The 16,168-nt window shown below is 68.9% G+C and carries 13 protein-coding genes; 11 read left to right on the top strand and 2 right to left on the bottom strand.

All coding sequences use genetic code 11. The features are described 5' to 3' along the window. The first annotated feature begins 32 nt into the window (after positions 1–32). From ABIC90_RS12775 to ABIC90_RS12750, 6 genes are all read left to right on the top strand, one after another. A complete protein-coding gene (locus tag ABIC90_RS12775; RefSeq protein WP_436318206.1) occupies positions 33–2,243 on the top strand; it encodes a protein-disulfide reductase DsbD family protein in 2,211 nt (736 codons plus the stop codon). Positions 2,244–2,337: 94 nt separating this feature from the next. After that, positions 2,338–3,030 (top strand): thioredoxin family protein, encoded by a 693-nt coding sequence (locus ABIC90_RS12770; RefSeq protein WP_354354488.1) that lies wholly within the window; start codon positions 2,338–2,340, stop codon positions 3,028–3,030. Positions 3,031–3,121: 91 nt separating this feature from the next. Beyond that, complete coding sequence (locus tag ABIC90_RS12765) at positions 3,122–4,477, top strand: MFS transporter (RefSeq protein ID WP_354354487.1); 1,356 nt, start codon at positions 3,122–3,124, stop codon at positions 4,475–4,477. Between the two features lie 45 nt (positions 4,478–4,522). Further along, positions 4,523–5,632: a uroporphyrinogen decarboxylase gene (gene hemE / locus ABIC90_RS12760; RefSeq protein WP_354354486.1), complete on the top strand. Its 1,110-nt coding sequence runs from the start codon at positions 4,523–4,525 to the stop codon at positions 5,630–5,632. Between the two features lie 501 nt (positions 5,633–6,133). After that, on the top strand, positions 6,134–8,209 hold the full coding sequence (priA, locus tag ABIC90_RS12755; RefSeq protein ID WP_354354746.1) for a replication restart helicase PriA: 2,076 nt from the start codon (positions 6,134–6,136) through the stop codon (positions 8,207–8,209). A 50-nt stretch (positions 8,210–8,259) separates the two neighbouring features. Then, the gene (locus tag ABIC90_RS12750; protein WP_354354485.1) at positions 8,260–9,153 is read left to right on the top strand and encodes a hypothetical protein; all 894 of its coding nucleotides are present in this window, start codon (positions 8,260–8,262) and stop codon (positions 9,151–9,153) included. Positions 9,154–9,205: 52 nt separating this feature from the next. Here ABIC90_RS12750 and ABIC90_RS12745 read toward each other — a convergent pair whose 3' ends face one another. Beyond that, the gene (locus ABIC90_RS12745) at positions 9,206–9,415 is read right to left on the bottom strand and encodes a hypothetical protein (protein WP_354354484.1); all 210 of its coding nucleotides are present in this window, start codon (positions 9,413–9,415) and stop codon (positions 9,206–9,208) included. 236 nt (positions 9,416–9,651) lie between these two features. Here ABIC90_RS12745 and ABIC90_RS12740 point away from each other — a divergent pair, with 236 nt between their 5' ends. Then, the gene (locus ABIC90_RS12740; RefSeq protein ID WP_354354483.1) at positions 9,652–10,371 is read left to right on the top strand and encodes a hypothetical protein; all 720 of its coding nucleotides are present in this window, start codon (positions 9,652–9,654) and stop codon (positions 10,369–10,371) included. Between the two features lie 19 nt (positions 10,372–10,390). On the opposite strand, the gene ABIC90_RS12735 is transcribed toward ABIC90_RS12740, so the two are convergent. Beyond that, positions 10,391–11,419: an AEC family transporter gene (locus ABIC90_RS12735; RefSeq protein ID WP_354354482.1), complete on the bottom strand. Its 1,029-nt coding sequence runs from the start codon at positions 11,417–11,419 to the stop codon at positions 10,391–10,393. Between the two features lie 126 nt (positions 11,420–11,545). Here ABIC90_RS12735 and ABIC90_RS12730 point away from each other — a divergent pair, with 126 nt between their 5' ends. Genes ABIC90_RS12730 through nadE form a run of 4 tightly spaced genes read left to right on the top strand, consistent with a single transcriptional unit; the run spans position 11,546 to position 16,161 of the window. Further along, entirely contained in the window at positions 11,546–13,645 is a 2,100-nt protein-coding gene (locus ABIC90_RS12730) for an ATP-dependent helicase (protein WP_354354481.1), read from the top strand. Further along, positions 13,642–14,103 carry a hypothetical protein gene (locus tag ABIC90_RS12725; protein WP_354354480.1) on the top strand — a complete coding sequence of 154 codons (462 nt, stop codon included), beginning with the start codon at positions 13,642–13,644 and terminating at the stop codon, positions 14,101–14,103. The genes ABIC90_RS12730 and ABIC90_RS12725 overlap by 4 nt, the downstream gene beginning before the upstream one ends. After that, a complete protein-coding gene (locus ABIC90_RS12720; RefSeq protein WP_354354479.1) occupies positions 14,100–15,278 on the top strand; it encodes a phospholipase A in 1,179 nt (392 codons plus the stop codon). Before ABIC90_RS12725 ends, ABIC90_RS12720 begins: the two co-directional genes overlap by 4 nt. Positions 15,279–15,306: 28 nt before the next feature. After that, positions 15,307–16,161, top strand: a complete 855-nt coding sequence (gene nadE, locus ABIC90_RS12715; protein ID WP_354354478.1) for an ammonia-dependent NAD(+) synthetase — start codon at positions 15,307–15,309, stop codon at positions 16,159–16,161. Positions 16,162–16,168: the final 7 nt, after the last annotated feature.

Here is a 16,168-nt window from a genome sequence, read left to right as displayed (position 1 = left end):
CTTCGCCCAGCCCTACTGCTCCGACTGACGGCATGATCTTTTCGCGCACCCTTTTCGCTACGCTCTTGATAGCAGCCGCCGCAGCCAGCATGCCGGCCGCGGCGCAATTGGCATCCAAAACCGGGGCCGTGGTCACCACCCCCCATGTGCGCGCCGAACTGGTCGCCCATGCGCCCGATGGCGTTTCGCCCGGCGCGCAGGTCTGGGTGGGGCTGCAGATCGCCCACCAGCCCGAGTGGCACACCTACTGGAAGAACGCCGGCGATTCCGGCCTGCCCACCGAGCTTGCCTGGACGCTGCCGGCCGGCGTCTCCACCGGCGACATCGCCTGGCCGGTGCCCGAGAAGATCCCCGTCGGCAACCTCGCCAACTACGGCTACGAGAACACCGTGCTGCTGCCCGTGCCGCTGGAGGTGTCCACGCTCTACAGGCCGCCGGTGGCCCTGGGCGGCACGCCGGCCCTGGACATCAAGCTCAAGGCCTCCTGGCTGGTCTGCCGGAAGGAGTGCATCCCCGAAGAAGGCGAATTCACGCTCGCGCTGCCGCTGCAGGGCTCCACCGCGCTGCACAAGGCCGAGTTCGACGCCGCGCAGGCGGCGCTTCCGCAGCCGCTGGCCAAACCGGGAAACATCGAGGTCAATGGCAACAACCTGCAAGTAAAGCTCGAAGGCCTGCCGGCCGCCGCACAGGGCAAGACGCTGGACTTCTTCCCCGAGACCCCCGAGGTGATCCGCACCGCGGCCGTTTCCGGCAAGGACTGGACCCAATCCTGGCAAGGCGGCACCTGGACCGCGACGCTGCCGCTGGCCGACCAGCGCAGCGCGAGCCCCACGGTCATGCCCTTGGTGGTGGCGCTGGCCGAGGCCGACCGCCAACCGGGCCAGCCGGTGGCGTGGCGCACGGAAGCGCCGGTCGCGGGCACCTGGCCCGCCGCCACGACGCGCGCCGAGGTGTCGCCCGCGCTGCAGGCCGCGCTCGCGGCCAACGCAGCCAACGCCACCGTCGGCACCTCACCCGCCCTGAACACCCCCTCTTCCACCACCTTCATCGCCGCGCTCTTCGGCGCGCTGCTCGGCGGCCTGCTGCTCAACCTGATGCCCTGCGTATTCCCGATCCTCGCGATCAAGGTGCTGGGCTTCGCGCGGCAGGCGGGCAACGCCAGCGCGCACCGCAAGGCGGGCCTGGCCTACACGGGCGGCGTGATGCTGTCCTTCCTTGCGCTGGGCGGCGCCATGCTGGCGCTGCGCGCGGCCGGCGCGCAACTCGGCTGGGGCTTCCAGTTGCAGTCGCCGGGCGTGGTGGCGGCGCTGGCGGCGCTGTTCACGCTGATGGGCCTCAACCTGGCGGGCGTGTTCGAGTTCGGCCGCGCGGCGCCCTCGTCGGTCTGCAGCGCGCAGGCCAAGCATCCGCTGGCCAACGACTTCCTCTCGGGCGTGCTCGCCGTGGTGATCGCCTCGCCCTGCACCGCGCCGTTCATGGGCGTGTCGCTGGGTTTCGCGATCGGCCTGCCCGCCGCCCAGGCGCTGCTGCTGTTCGCGGCGCTGGGCTTCGGCCTGGCCCTGCCGTATCTCGTGGCCGGCTTCGTGCCCGCCATCGCCCACCTGCTGCCCAAGCCCGGCCCGTGGATGGGCACGCTGCGCCGCCTGCTGGCCTTTCCGATGTTCGCCACCGTGGCGTGGCTGGTGTGGATCCTGGGCCAGCAAAGCGGCATCGACGGCGCGGGCACGCTGCTGGCGCTGCTGGTGTGCATGGCGGCCGTCGTGTGGGCGCTCACGCTGCGCGGCCGCACGCGGCTGGTGATCGCCACCGTGCTGATCGCTTTCACGGCGCTGCTCACCGGCGCCATCGGACGCAACGTGCTGCAGGTCGTCGAACCGGCAACGATCGCCGCGGGCGGCGCCAACCAGCGCTGGCAGCCCTGGTCCGCCGAGCGCGTGAGCCAGATATCGGCCGCCGGCCAGCCGGTGTTCATCGACTTCACCGCCGCCTGGTGCGTGACCTGCCAGTACAACAAGAAGAACACGCTGGCCGATGCGGAGGTGCTGGCCGATTTCGACGCCAGGAAGGTCGCGATGCTGCGCGCCGACTGGACCCGCCGCGACCCCGCCATCACCGCCGCGCTCACCGCGCTCGGCCGCAGCGGCGTGCCGGTGTACGTGCTGCAGGCGCCGGGCAAGGCGCCTGTTGTACTGACCGAAATCCTCAGCAAGGACGAGGTCCGCGCGGCGCTCGCCGCGCTTTGACCACCCGCCGGACATGGGTTGTCACACGCACTTGAAGAAACCGTTCTAAGCTGCCGTTGACGTTTGGAATTTTCTAATGGAGCTCAAGTTGGCCATGTCTCTTTCGCCCACCTCCGACTCGCGTTCCCTGCGCGCCGCCCGACAAGCCCGCGCCGCCCTGAGCCGGGCCTCGCGCCGCGCCGTGGTTGCCGCCGCCGTGGCGCTGGGCGCCACCTTCCTCATGGGCGCCAACGCCTTCGCCGCGCCCACCGTCGGCCAGCAGGCACCCGATTTCGTGGCCGTGGACACCGCCGGCACCAAGCACAAGCTTTCGGATTTCGCCGGCAAGTTCGTGGTGCTCGAATGGACCAACCCCGGCTGCCCCTTCGTGCGCAAGCACTACGGCAGCGGCAACATGCCCGCCACGCAGAAGGCCGCCACCGCCAAGGGCGTGGTGTGGCTGGCCATCAACTCCACCGAGCGCGCCGCGAGCGACTACCTGAAGCCCGACGCGCTCGATGCCTGGATGAAGTCGCAATCGGCCGCGGCCACCGCCGTGCTGATGGACGAGGACGGCGTGATCGGCCAGGCCTACGGCGCGCGCACCACGCCGCACATCTTCATCATCGACCCCAAGGGCACACTGGTGTATGCGGGCGGCATCGACAGCATCGCCTCGGCGCGCGCGGACGACATCAAGACCGCGACCAACTACGTGAACCAGGCGCTGGGCGAAGCCTTCGGCGGCAAGGCGATCTCGGTCGCCAGCACGCGGCCCTACGGCTGCTCGATCAAGTACAAGAGCTGAACGCGTGACAGCTACCTGACCCGCGCAGTCAGGTAGCGGTCGGGAACCCCGGCCTACCCTTGTGGCTACACATCGCAAGGGGACAAACCAAATGAACACCGCGCCCTCCGCCGCGCAACAAGGCTTGGCCGCCCGCGCCGTTCCAGCCGCTCCCTCTTCTTCTTCGAAATTCGCCACGGTCCTGCGCGTGACCGGCGGCAATTTCATGGAGATGTTCGACTTCTTCCTGTTCGGCTTCTACGCCACGCAGATCTCGAAGGCCTTCTTCCCCGCAGGCAACGAGTACGCCTCGCTGATGCTGACCTTCATGACCTTCGGCGCGGGCTTCCTGATGCGGCCGCTGGGCGCGATCTTCCTGGGCGCGTATGTGGACCGCGTCGGCCGGCGCAAGGGACTGATCGTCACTCTCGCGCTGATGGCCGTCGGCACGTTGCTGATCGCCTGCGTGCCGGCCTACGCGACCATCGGCATCGCGGCGCCGCTGCTGGTGCTCGTCGGTCGGCTGCTGCAAGGCTTTTCGGCCGGCGTGGAGCTCGGCGGCGTGTCGGTGTACCTCTCGGAGATGGCCACGCCGGGCCGCAAGGGCTTCTACGTGAGCTGGCAGTCGGCCAGCCAGCAGGTGGCCATCGTCGTGGCGGCGGCGCTGGGCTACTGGCTCAACGTGACCTACTCCTCGCAGGAGATCGGCGACTTCTACTGGCGCGTGCCCTTCTTCGTCGGCTGCCTGATCGTGCCGGTGCTCTTCGTCATCCGTCGTTCGCTGCAGGAGACCGAGGAGTTCATGGCGCGCAAGCACCGCCCCGATGCGCGCGAGATCTTCCAGTCGATGGTCGCCAACTGGGGCCTCGTGGTCGCCGGGATGATGCTGGTGTCGATGACCACCGTGTCGTTCTACCTGATCACCGTCTACACGCCCACCTTCGGCAAGGCCGTGCTGCACCTGAGCACCACCGATGCGCTGGTCGTCACGCTGTGCGTGGCGATCTCCAACTTCATCTGGCTGCCGATCATGGGCGCGCTCTCGGACCGCGTGGGGCGCAAGCCGCTGCTGATTTTGTTCACGGTGCTGACCATCCTCACCGCGTACCCGTCGCTCAAGTGGCTGGTGGGCGCGCCGAGCTTCGCGCGCATGCTCGAAGTGGAGCTGTGGCTGTCGTTCCTCTACGCAAGCTACAACGGCGCGATGGTGGTGGCGCTGACCGAGGTGATGCCGGTCAATGTGCGCACCGCCGGCTTCTCGCTGGCGTACAGCCTGGCGACGGCGCTGTTCGGCGGCTTCACGCCGGCCATCGCGACCGGGCTGATCGAGATGACCGGCGACAAAGGCGCGCCGGGGCTGTGGATGACGGCCGCGGCCATCTGCGGGCTGATTGCGACGCTGGTGCTCTACCGGCGCAATGCGCGTCCGGCGAGCCCCACCGATACGGGGCGGGTGCCGGCGGTCTGATCCGCCGCCCGGCCCGCCGGCGCGAGCCCCTGCGACAATCGCCGGATGCCTTTCGCCCCACTGCAAAACGACACTTTCCTGCGAGCCTGCTGGCGCCAGGCCACCGATCACACCCCCGTCTGGCTGATGCGCCAGGCCGGCCGCTACCTCCCGGAGTACGTCGCCACCCGCGCCAGGGCGGGCAGCTTCATGGGACTGGCCACCAACACCGACTACGCCACCGAAGTCACGCTTCAGCCGCTCGCGCGCTACCCGCTGGACGCGGCGATCCTGTTCTCCGACATCCTCACCGTGCCCGACGCCATGGGCCTGGGCCTGTCGTTCGAGGCCGGCGAAGGGCCGCGCTTTGCACACCCGGTGCGCGACGAAGCCGCCGTGGCCGCACTCGAAGTGCCCGACATGGAAAAGCTGCGCTACGTGTTCAGTGCCGTGGCCTCGATCCGCAAGGCGCTCGATGGCCGGGTGCCGCTGATCGGCTTTTCAGGCAGCCCCTGGACGCTGGCCTGCTACATGGTGGAGGGCGCCGGTTCCAGCGACTACCGGCTGGTCAAGAGCATGCTCTACGGCCGCCCCGACCTGATGCACCGCATCCTCGCGGTGAATGCCGATTCGGTCGCCACCTACCTCAATGCGCAGATCGACGCCGGCGCGCAGGCCGTGATGGTGTTCGACAGCTGGGGCGGCGTGTTGGCCGACGGCGCCTTCCAGGAATTCAGCCTCGCCTATACGGCGCGCGTGCTGGCGGGCATCAAGCGCACCGGCGCCGACGGCCAGCCCGTGCCGCGCATCGTGTTCACCAAGGGCGGCGGCCTATGGCTGGACGCCATGCGCGCGCTCGATTGCGAAGTGCTCGGCGTCGACTGGACGGTGAACCTGGCCGCCGCGCGCCGCCAGGTCGCCGAAGGCAGCGACGGCAAGGCCAAGGCGCTGCAGGGCAACATCGACCCCAACGTGCTGTTCGCGCCGCCCGCGCAGATCGAAGCCGAAGTGGCGAAGGTGCTGCAGGCTTTCGGCAAGCCCCATGCCGACCGCAACGCCGCGGGTCCGACGCACATCTTCAACCTGGGCCACGGCATCAGCCAGTTCACGCCGCCGGACCATGTGGCGGCGCTGGTGCAAGCTGTGCACAGCCAATCGCGCGCCCTGCGCGGCTGAAACTGTTAACTAGGGCCGGCCGCGCGAAAGGCGGCTGCGCGCCCCTGAAAAACGTTCCGCGGCGGTTTGTCAAGCCTAAAAACGGTGTAGGGAGGCAGACTTATGCACAAAACAAGTGTTGCAGTGCGGAAGATTATCTGAGGGGTGCCCTTCTTTGCTCCCAAACCAATAGCACGCGCAAGTTGTTGATTTATATAGGATTTGAACTTTGCTTTTTTTTGGGGCAATCCAGCGAGAGCCTTGATTTTCAAGGCTCTCCGGCCCGTCGAGCCTTGTTGTCAACAAAGTTATCCACAGAAACTCTGGATGGATGCCAAAGCGCTGAAAAATCAACGACTTAAGCGATTTAGCTCAAAGTCGCATTAACAACCCTTGCCAACAAGGTCACCCATTTCCACCGCCCGCTCCGCCCCCGAAAACGGCGCCCCCACGACCGGCGGCGCCGACGCGCCTGCACCTCCGGCCGCGCCCGCCGACCTGGCCTGGCGGCTGGACATCGCCGTGCAGACGCCCGCGCATGCCGCGCTCGGCGACCTGCTGAGCTACGCCAGCGCGGCGCCGCTCGTGCCCGGCACGCTGGTGCGGGTGCCGCTGGGGCGGCGCGAGGTGCTGGGCGTGGTCTGGAACGAAGCGGCCTCGCTGGACGGCGCCGAGCCCGACATGGCGCTCAAGCCCGTGGGCGCCGCGCTCGATGCGCTGGCGCCGCTGGGCGAGGCCTGGCGCGACCTCGTGGCCTTTGCCGGGCGCTACTACCAGCGCTCCATCGGCGAGATCGCCCTGGCCTCCCTGCCGCCGCAGTTGCGCGACCTGACGACCACCCAGCTCGCGCGCCGCCTCAAGCGCAAGACGACGACCGGCCCCGTCGCCCAGACCGCCGAAGCCGCCAACCTGATCGCCCTGAGTGCGGAGCAGACCGCCGCGCTGGCCCGCATCGAGGCCGAAAGCGGCACCTTCCTGCTGGTCGGCAGCACCGGCAGCGGCAAGACCGAGGTCTACCTGCGCTGCGTGGCCGACCTGCTGGCGCGCGACCCCGAAGCGCAGGCGCTGGTGATGGTGCCCGAGATCAACCTCACGCCCCAACTGGAAGCACGTTTCAAGGCGCGCTTCGGCGACGAGGCCGTCGTGTCGCTGCACAGCGGCATGACGAACCCGCAGCGCCTGGCGAGCTGGCTCGCGGCGCACAGCGGCGCCGCGCGCATTGTGCTGGGCACGCGCATGGCGGTGTTCGCGTCGATCCCGGGGCTGAAGCTGATCGTGGTCGACGAGGAGCACGACCCCAGCTACAAGCAGCAGGAAGGCGCGCGCTACTCCGCGCGCGACCTCGCGGTGTGGCGCGGCCAGCGCGAAGGCGCGAAGGTGATCCTCGGCTCGGCCACGCCTTCGCTCGAGAGCTGGCACCAGAGCCGCCCCGCCGAAGGCGAGGACCCGGGCGGGCGCTACGTGCGGCTGGAGATGCCGTCGCGCATCGGCGCGGGCGAACTGCCCGCGGTGCGGCTGGTGGACATGAACCTGCAGCCGCCCAAGACGGTGCTCTCGGGCGCGCTGCTGGACGCCATCGGCCAGCGCATCGCGCGCGGCGAGCAGAGCATGATCTTCCTGAACCGCCGCGGCTACGCGCCGGTGCTGGCCTGCGGCGACTGCGGCTGGAAAAGCGAATGCCCGCACTGCAGCGCCTACCGCGTGTTCCACAAGATCGACCGCACGCTGCGCTGCCACCACTGCGGCTTTGCCGAGCGCGTGCCCCGCGCCTGCCCGGCCTGCGGCAACCCCGACATCGCACCGGTGGGCCGCGGCACCGAGCGGCTCGAAGAGCACCTGGCCGAACTGTTCGCCCACGTGAAGCGGCCCGACGGCAGCGCGGTGCGCATCGCGCGCATCGACGCCGACAGCACCAAGAAACAGGGCGCGCTCGAATCGCAGCTCGCCGCCGTGCATGCGGGCGAGGTCGATGTGCTGGTCGGCACGCAGATGATCGCCAAGGGCCACGACTTCCGGCGCATCACGCTGGTGGCGGCGGTCAACCCCGACGGCGCGCTGTTCTCCAGCGACTTTCGCGCGCCCGAGCGGCTGTTCAGCCTCTTGATGCAGTCGGCCGGACGCGCCGGACGCGACGCCGCCTACCTGGCCGCGCAGGGCGCCACGGCCGAGATGTGGATCCAGACCTTCCATTCGCAGCACCCGCTCTTCATGGCGCTGCGCAAGCACGACTACGCCGCGTTCGCGAAGCAGCAGCTGGACGAGCGCCTGGCCGCCGCGATGCCGCCCTTCGCCTTCCAGGCGCTGCTGCGCGCCGATGCGCGCGAGCAATCGGTGGCGCAGGCCTTCCTGAACATCGCAGCCGACGCGGCCGAGGCCCTGCCGGGCGCGGACATCGTCACGCGCTACCCCGCCGTGCCGCTCGCGATCCAGCGGGTGGCCAACGTGGAGCGCGCGCAGTTGCTCATCGAAAGCCCCTCGCGCGCCGCGCTGCAACGGCTGCTGGCGGCCTGGCAGCCGCTGCTGCACGAACTGCGCCGCACGCCCGAGGGCAAAGGCGTGATCCGCTGGCTCATCGACGTCGATCCGCACAGCATCTGAGCCGGTTGTCCTGCATGGCAAGACGGTGCGCCGCGCAAAGGTATGTCGGCATGAAAACCCTCTTCGCCCACACGGTCCGTTGCGCCGGGCTCGGACTCTCTTTGGCGGTGGCCTCAACGCTCGCGCTGGCGCAGCAACAGCCCGCCGCTGCCGCATCGGACGGCGGACCGGGAGCCGCGCTGACCGCCAAGCTGCAGTCGCTCGCGCCGCAACTGGAGCGCAATGCCTTTCGCCGCCCGCTTTCTCTGGAATCCAGCGAGGCGTCGGACCGGCTGAGCGGCGACGTCTATGCGCTGGTCGATCACCCCTTCGCCCAGGTGAGCGGCGCCCTGCGCGAGCCGGCGGCCTGGTGCCAGGTGCTGATGCTTCACCTGAACACCAAGCATTGCGCGGTCAAGGGCGGCGGCGGCACGCTGGCCGTGGCCGTCGGCCGCAAGTTCGACCAGCCGCTGTCGGACGCGCAGAACATCGCCTTCGGCTACAGCGTGGGCAAGGCGGATGCGAACTACCTGAACGTGCGCCTGAGCGCGGCCACCGGCCCGCTCTCCACGCGCGACTACAGCATCGTGTTCGAGGCCGCGCCGGCCGGCGCCGACAAGACCGCCATCCACATGCGCTACGCCTATGCCTACGGCACCGCCGCGCGGCTGGCGATGAAGGGCTATCTCGCCACGCTGGGCAGCGACAAGGTCGGCTTCACGCCCGCGGAACAGGGCGGCAACATCGGCGGCGTGCGTGGCGTGGTGGAGCGCAACACCATGCGCTACTACCTGGCGATCGACAGCTATCTGGATGCGCCCGCGCCGGCGCAGCTGACGCAGCGCCTGAACGCATGGTTCGACGCCACGGAGCAGTACGCCAAGCAACTGCACGAGATCGACAGGAACGACTACCTCGCGATGAAGCGCCACGAGTTCGAGCGCATGGCCAAAGCCGCGCCCTGAAGAAGAAAAAGAAGAAGAAGAGTCGCGGGACAGTCCAGCGAGGTCGGCGAATTCAGTGGAAGCCCGTGGGCTCCTTGCCCATGTCGACGTAGCGCAACTCGTTGTGCCGGCGGCGCGCAATGCTGCCCGGCCATGCGAACACCACCAGGCTCAGCGCGCCGAGCGCGATGGACGATGCGGTGCCCAGCACCCCGGCATGCCACAGCCAGCCCGCGCCAGCGAGCCAGGCCACCCACAGGAGGATGCGAACCAGTATTGCCATCGTGCACCCCAGACATCTCTTTGACTTCGGTCCACTTTAGCAGCGCATCTGCAAACTCAAGCATTCGTCTGAAGAGATACCAATTCCTACGACTTAAGGCCTGCCCTGGGGTTACCCGGAAAAAATCTGAAAAAGGTATTGACGCAGGGCGGTGCCGCTGCTCAAGCTGTAACAGCGCGAAGCCGTCGCGGTTTCGTGTTTCCAAGCAAGCCTGTCCGCCCACTTCCGAGGTCGCCGTGAAACCGCCCAAGCTGCCGAAATCGCCGGGATCGCCGCCTCTGGGCGGCCCGATTCTGTGGTCCGCCTGTGTCTTCCTGGCCCTGGGCATGGGGGCGCCCGCTTCCGCGGCCGACATCGAGCTGCAGGGCCGCGAGCTGGTGGTGTCGGGCACGCTCGACGGCAGCGCGATCAAGACCTTCACCGACCTCCTGGCCAGCGGCTCGGTGCGCACCGTGGTGTTCGAAGACCTCTCGGGCGGCACCGCCGATGCGGCCGGCGCCTTTGCCGAAGCCATTCGCGCGAGCGGCGTCGACACCGAGATCCGCGGCCAATGCATGGCCGCCTGCGCCTACGCCTTCCTGGCCGGCAAGACGCACCGCTTCAGCTTCGGCTTCCAGGTCAACGGCATCCTGCTGCCGGTGGCGGCCCGGCCCACGGCGGCCGAGCTCGCGGTGCGGTGGCGCGGCGGCGAGGTGCACAAGACGCTGGCCGACTTCACGCCCTCGGCCCCGGCGGCGCAGTCCATGGATGCGAGCGCCCCTGCAAAGGACGCCGCGAAGGACACGGTCAAGGAAAACTGGCAGCCCGACCACGGCATCCTCTTCACCGCGAGCCCCACGCTCTTCGGCCGCAGCTACAACGCGTACTACTGCGACGGCACGCAGGGCCGCGATTTCTCCAAGTGCGAGCGGCTGTCGGACGCCGATCCCTACAAGCTGGGCGTGCTCACCCCTTAGGGCCGCTGGCCGCGCAGGCTCAGCGCAGCCACCCCACCGCCAGCGGAAAGCTGAAGAACGCCGCCACCGTCGTCCAAAGGATGATGCGTGCGATGCGGCCGTTGTCCGCGCCGAAGCGCTCGGCCAGCATCGACACGTTGCTCGCGCTCGGCAGCGCCGCGACCATCACGATCACCACCAGTGCCGAATGCGCGAGCGGCAGGCCCAGCGCGATGGCGCCATAGCCCAGCCCCCACACCAGCAGCGGATGCACCAGCAGCTTGACCGCCACCACCGGAAGCACATCGGCCAGCGGCGCCTTGTGCCCTGCGGTGCCGCCCGTTCCCATGGCCTGAGCGACCGCGGCGCTGGCCGCGTGCTCGCGCGCCAGCAATGCCGAGCGCGCCAGCACCGCACCGATGGTGAAGAGCGCCACGGGCGAGGCCGCATCCGCCAGCATCGCCACGGTGCGCTCGATGGGTCCGGGCAGTTGCCAGCGCGCCGCCGACAGCAGCACCCCCAGCAGGATCGACCACGGCATCGGATTGACCAGGATGCCGCGCAGCGCCTTGCGCGCCGCCAGCGAAGCGCCGCTGCGCCCCGCGACCCCCGCACCGCCGGCACCGTCGAGCCGCGACAGCGCAATGCACAGCGACGAAGTCACCACCAGGTCGAAGGCGATGGTGATGATCATCGGCCCGGCCGCCTGCGCGCCGAGGATCGCCACCAGCAGCGGCACGCCCATGAACCCGGTGTTGGGAAAGGCTGCCACCAGCGCGCCGAAGGCCGCGTCGTTCCAGCCGATGCGCGCATTGCGGGTGAGCATGACCACGCCCGCCACCACCGCCAGCGCGCTCGCGCCCCAGATGAGTGCCACGCTGCCGTCCAGCAATTGCGCGATCGGCGTGCCGGCACCGAAGCGCAGCAGCATGCACGGCAGCGCGAAATACAGCACGAAGGTGTTGAGGCCGGGAATCGCCTCCAGCGGCAGGAGACGGGCGCGGGCGGCGGCATAACCGGCCGCGATGAGCGCAAAGAAAGGGAAGGTGACGAGGAATACGGGCAGCACCCGCCGATTGTCGTTGCAGGCCCGCCAGGAGCGGGCCCGGCCTACACCGGGCCGGGGGGCGGCCCCGTATCATTGCCCGCTTTGCGCCTGCCGTTCCCCACGGCGTTTTCCGGTTCTCCCTCCCCCATGTCCCACGGTCTCAATCTCGCGCAGCAAGAAGCGGTCAACTACATGCACGGTCCCTGCCTGGTGCTCGCCGGCGCGGGCTCGGGCAAGACGCGCGTGATCACGCACAAGATCGGCCGGCTGATCCAGGCCGGCATGGAGCCCAAGCGCATTGCCGCCATCACCTTCACCAACAAGGCGGCCGCCGAGATGCGTGAGCGCGCGAAGGACCTGATCGGCAAGGACGCGCGCAAGGTCGTGGTCTGCACCTTCCACGCGCTGGGCGTGCGCATGATGCGCGAAGACGGCGCGGTGCTGGGCCTGAAGCCCGCCTTCAGCATCCTGGACAGCGACGATGTGACCAAGATATTGAAGGACGCCGGCGGCACCACCGACATCGCCACCGCCCGCATCTGGCAGTGGACCATCAGCAAGTGGAAGAACATGGGCCTCAACGCCCAGCAGGCCGCGGCCGCGGCGGTGGACGACAACGAGCGCATCACCGCCGAGGTCATGGGCCACTACCAGGAGCGGCTGCAGGCCTACCAGAGCGTCGACTTCGACGACCTCATCGGCATGCCGCTCAAGCTGCTCAATGACTTTCCCGAGGTGCGCGCCAAGTGGCAGGCCGCGCTCGGCCACATCCTGGTGGACGAATACCAGGACACCAACGCCACCCAGTACGAAGTGCTCAAGGCCCTGGCCGGCGAGCGCGGCCGCATCACCGCAGTGGGCGACGACGACCAGTCGATCTACGGCTGGCGCGGCGCCACGCTGGACAACCTGCGCAAGCTCCCGGTCGACTACCCGACGCTCAAGGTCATCAAGCTGGAGCAGAACTACCGCTCCACCAGCGCCATCCTGCGCGCGGCCAACAACGTGATCGGCCCCAACCCCAAGCTGTTTCCCAAGACGCTGTTCTCCGAGCTGGGCGAAGGCGAACCGGTGCGCATCGTCGATGCCGACACCGAGCAGCACGAGGCCGAGCGCGCGGTGGCGCGCATCGTGAGCCTGCGCGCGGGCGATGCATCCACGCAGGGCAAGCAGTACAAGGAGTTCCGCGACTTCGCGATCCTGTACCGCGCCAACCACCAGGCGCGCGTGTTCGAGCAGGCGCTGCGCCGCGCGCAGATTCCCTACAAGGTCTCGGGCGGCCAGAGCTTCTTCGACCGTGCCGAGATCAAGGACCTGTGCGGGTGGTTCCGCCTGTGGGTCAACAACGACGACGACCCCGCGTTCCTGCGCGCCATCACCACGCCCAAGCGCGGCATCGGCCACACCACGCTCGCGAGCCTGGGCACCTTCGCGAGCCAGTACAAGCTGAGCCTGTTCGCGGCCCTGTTCAGCCCGTCGCTGCCCAGCGTGATCCCCAAGCGCACGCTGGAGGGCGTGCACGAGTTCGGCCGCTACATCAACGACCTGGAATACCGCGCGCGCCGCACCATGGGCGCGGAAGACTCGCGCACCTTCATGCTCGACTGGCTCAAGGAGATCGACTACGAGCGCCATCTCTACGAAGGCGAAGACAGCGAGGCCGCCGCCGCCACGCGCTGGAACAACGTGCTGGAGTTCGTCGACTGGATGTCGCAGCGCGCCGGCGGTGCGCTGGACGACGCCTCGGGTGCCGACGACACCGGAACCGAACGCAAGAGCCTGCTCGAAGTGGCGCAGACCATCTCGCTGCTCTCCACCATCAGCGAGCGCGAGCAGGACCAGAACGTGGTCACGCTCTCCACGCTGCACGCCTCCAAGGGCCTCGAATGGCCGCACGTGATGCTCATCGGCGTGACCGAAGGGCTCTTGCCCTTCAAGCTGGACGACGACAACGGCCGCCAGAAGATGGTGAGCGACGAAACGACGCAGCGCCTGCAGGAAGAGCGCCGGCTGATGTACGTGGGCATCACCCGCGCGCAGCGAAGCCTGGCGGTGAGCTGGACCAAGAAGCGCAAGCAGGGCCGCGACATGGTGCCCTGCGTGCCGAGCCGCTTCATCGCCGAGATGGGCCTGGACAAGGCCACGACCCGCGAAGACCCGCGCGAGAAGCTCAAGGCGCTGCGCGCCGAGTTCGCGCAGAAGGCACAGGAAAGCGCGGCCGCGAAGGCGGCTGCGGCGGCGTCATGAAGGCGCGCTTCGCTTTCTGCGCCGCGCTCATGGCCCTGGTGCTCGGCGGCTGCGCGGCCCCGCAGGGCGGCACGCCCGGTTGCCCCGCCGACGCGCGCGAGCTGCCGCTGCCATCGCTCTACGGCCGATGGGAGGCCCGCTTCGACGGCCTGCCCGCCGTGTCCGTCGTGCAACTGGGCAAACACCCCGACTACGCCGGCGTGCGCGGCACCATCACGCGCAACGCCGGCGGCGGCGCCAAGCCCACGGTCGCGCAACTGGCGGGCGACGTCGACGACGAAGGGGCGCTCTCCATCGACGAATCGCAGGACGGCCGCGCCATCAGCGGCAACTGGGCCGGCACGCTGCAGCCTCGCTCCTGTGGACGCGAATTCAGAGGCACGTGGCGCAACGCCGCGGACGACACCACCCACCCGTTCGTGCTGACCAAGACCGGCGACGCCGAAGGAAAACAATGACCACCCGCACCCCTCCTTTCTTCAAGACCTCCAGGACCTTCGTGGCCGTCGCGGCATGCATGGGCGGTGCCGCGGCCTACGCGCAGGCCGTCGACAAGCCCGCCAGCCCGCTGGCCGATGCCCAGCTCACCTGGCAGCAATGCGCCGCGCTGGGCGCCAACAACGACGCGCGCCTGGCCTGCTTCGACCGCTGGGCGCAGCAGCAGACGCTGCCCTCGGTGTCGGTGCCCGTCGCGCCGCCGGTGCTGGCCAGCACGCAGCCGGCGCCGCCTGTGGACGGCTCGATCCCCGCCACCCGCGTGATCTCGGTGGCCACCAGCGAAGGCTGCCGCGACCGCCAATACTCGGCGCTCTCGCGTTTCTGGGAACTGGAGAACGCCACCGACTGCGGCACCTTCGGTTTCCGCGGCTACCGTCCGCTCACCGTGTCGGTCTCGGCCGCCACCAAGAAGCCCCAGACGCCGACCTCGCCCGCGCCCGACCACACCGGCGACCCCATCGCCTACCAGGCCAACGAGATGCGCATCGGCCTGTCGGTGCGCACCAAGCTCGCGCAAGGGATGCTCACGCAGGACGATCCGGTCAAGAAGGATTCGCTGTGGTTCGCCTACTCGCAGCAGTCGACCTGGCAGCTGTTCAACGGCGCGATCTCGCGGCCTTTCCGCACCACCGATCACGAGCCCGAGCTGATGTATGTCTACCCGACCGACTTCAAGCTGCCCGGCGGCTGGCGCTGGCGCTACACGGGGCTGGGCATCGTGCACCAGTCGAACGGCCAGACGCTGCCGCTGTCGCGCAGCTGGAACCGCGTGTACCTCATGGGCGGCGCGGAGCTGGACGACCGCTTCAGCATCACCGGGCGGATCTGGAAGCGCATTTCCGAAGACGCGGCCAAGGACGACAACCCCGACATCGCCGACTACATCGGCCGTGCCGAAGTCACCGGCCGCTGGAACCTCAACCGCGACAACACGCTGGGCCTCACGGTGCGCAACAACCTGCGCGACAGCGGCCGCGGCTCGGTCAAGCTCGAATGGCTCAAGGCCATCGGCGACCCGACCAAGAGCAACCTGCGCTTTCACACGCAGCTGTTCCACGGCTACGGCGACACGCTGGTGGACTACAACCGCAAGCGCACCGTGCTCAGCATCGGCCTGAGCCTTGTGGATTTTTGACCTTTTTCCATTCAAACCGGCAAACATCATGAGTGCTGACCTGTCCCCCGTCGACGCCACGCAGCGCGAGATCATCGCGGCGCTGCATGTGGCTCCCGTGTTCGATGCCGCCGCCGAACTGGAGCGGCGCACCGAATTTCTCGCGAGCTACCTGAAGCAGACCGGCCTGAAGACGCTGGTGCTGGGCATCAGCGGCGGCGTCGATTCGCTGACCGCCGGCTGCCTGGCGCAGCGCGCCGTCGAGAAGCTGCGCGCCGGCGGCTACGACGCGAGCTTCATCGCGATGCGTTTGCCCTACGGCGTGCAGAAAGACGAAGCGGAAGCCCAGCGATCGCTCACCGTGATCAAGCCAGACCGCACGATCACCGTCGACATCCGCCCCGCGGCCGACGGCATGCTGGCCGCGCTGAAAGCCGGCGACCTGAAGTTCCGCGATGCGGCGCACGAAGACTTCGTGCTGGGCAACATCAAGGCGCGCCAGCGCATGATTGCGCAGTTCGCGGTGGCGGGCGCGCACGACGGCATCGTCATCGGCACCGACCATGCGGCCGAAGCGCTGATGGGTTTCTTCACCAAGTTCGGCGACGGCGCGGCCGACATCACGCCGCTCACCGGCCTGAACAAGCGCCGCGTGCGCGCCGTGGCCGCGCTGCTCGGCGCGCCCGACGAACTGGTCTACAAGGTGCCCACCGCCGACCTCGAATCGCTGGTGCCGGGCAAGCCCGACGAAGACGCCTTCGGCGTGACCTACGAAGAGATCGACGACTTCCTCGAAGGCAAGCCGGTGTCGGCCGCGGCGCGGGCGATCATTCTCTCGACGCACCGCAAGAGCGCGCACAAGCGCGCGCTGCCGGTGGAGCCGGCGCCCGCAGCGAGCGCCTGAACGCAGG

Source organism: Variovorax boronicumulans (assembly GCF_040544675.1).
Taxonomy (GTDB): domain Bacteria; phylum Pseudomonadota; class Gammaproteobacteria; order Burkholderiales; family Burkholderiaceae_C; genus Variovorax; species Variovorax boronicumulans_D.
This window is presented reverse-complemented; position numbering and strand designations above follow the sequence as displayed.

Bases quoted from the DNA above. Each gene is read 5' to 3' on its own strand.
- ABIC90_RS12770 (WP_354354488.1), top strand. From the start codon at position 2,338: ATGTCTCTTTCGCCCACCTCCGACTCGCGTTCCCTGCGCGCCGCCCGA.
- ABIC90_RS12775 (WP_436318206.1), top strand. From the start codon at position 33: ATGATCTTTTCGCGCACCCTTTTCGCTACGCTCTTGATAGCAGCCGCC.
- ABIC90_RS12765 (WP_354354487.1), top strand. From the start codon at position 3,122: ATGAACACCGCGCCCTCCGCCGCGCAACAAGGCTTGGCCGCCCGCGCC.
- ABIC90_RS12725 (WP_354354480.1), top strand. From the start codon at position 13,642: ATGAAGGCGCGCTTCGCTTTCTGCGCCGCGCTCATGGCCCTGGTGCTC.
- ABIC90_RS12720 (WP_354354479.1), top strand. From the start codon at position 14,100: ATGACCACCCGCACCCCTCCTTTCTTCAAGACCTCCAGGACCTTCGTG.
- nadE (WP_354354478.1), top strand. From the start codon at position 15,307: ATGAGTGCTGACCTGTCCCCCGTCGACGCCACGCAGCGCGAGATCATC.
- ABIC90_RS12750 (WP_354354485.1), top strand. From the start codon at position 8,260: ATGAAAACCCTCTTCGCCCACACGGTCCGTTGCGCCGGGCTCGGACTC.
- ABIC90_RS12745 (WP_354354484.1), bottom strand. From the start codon at position 9,415: ATGGCAATACTGGTTCGCATCCTCCTGTGGGTGGCCTGGCTCGCTGGC.
- ABIC90_RS12730 (WP_354354481.1), top strand. From the start codon at position 11,546: ATGTCCCACGGTCTCAATCTCGCGCAGCAAGAAGCGGTCAACTACATG.
- hemE (WP_354354486.1), top strand. From the start codon at position 4,523: ATGCCTTTCGCCCCACTGCAAAACGACACTTTCCTGCGAGCCTGCTGG.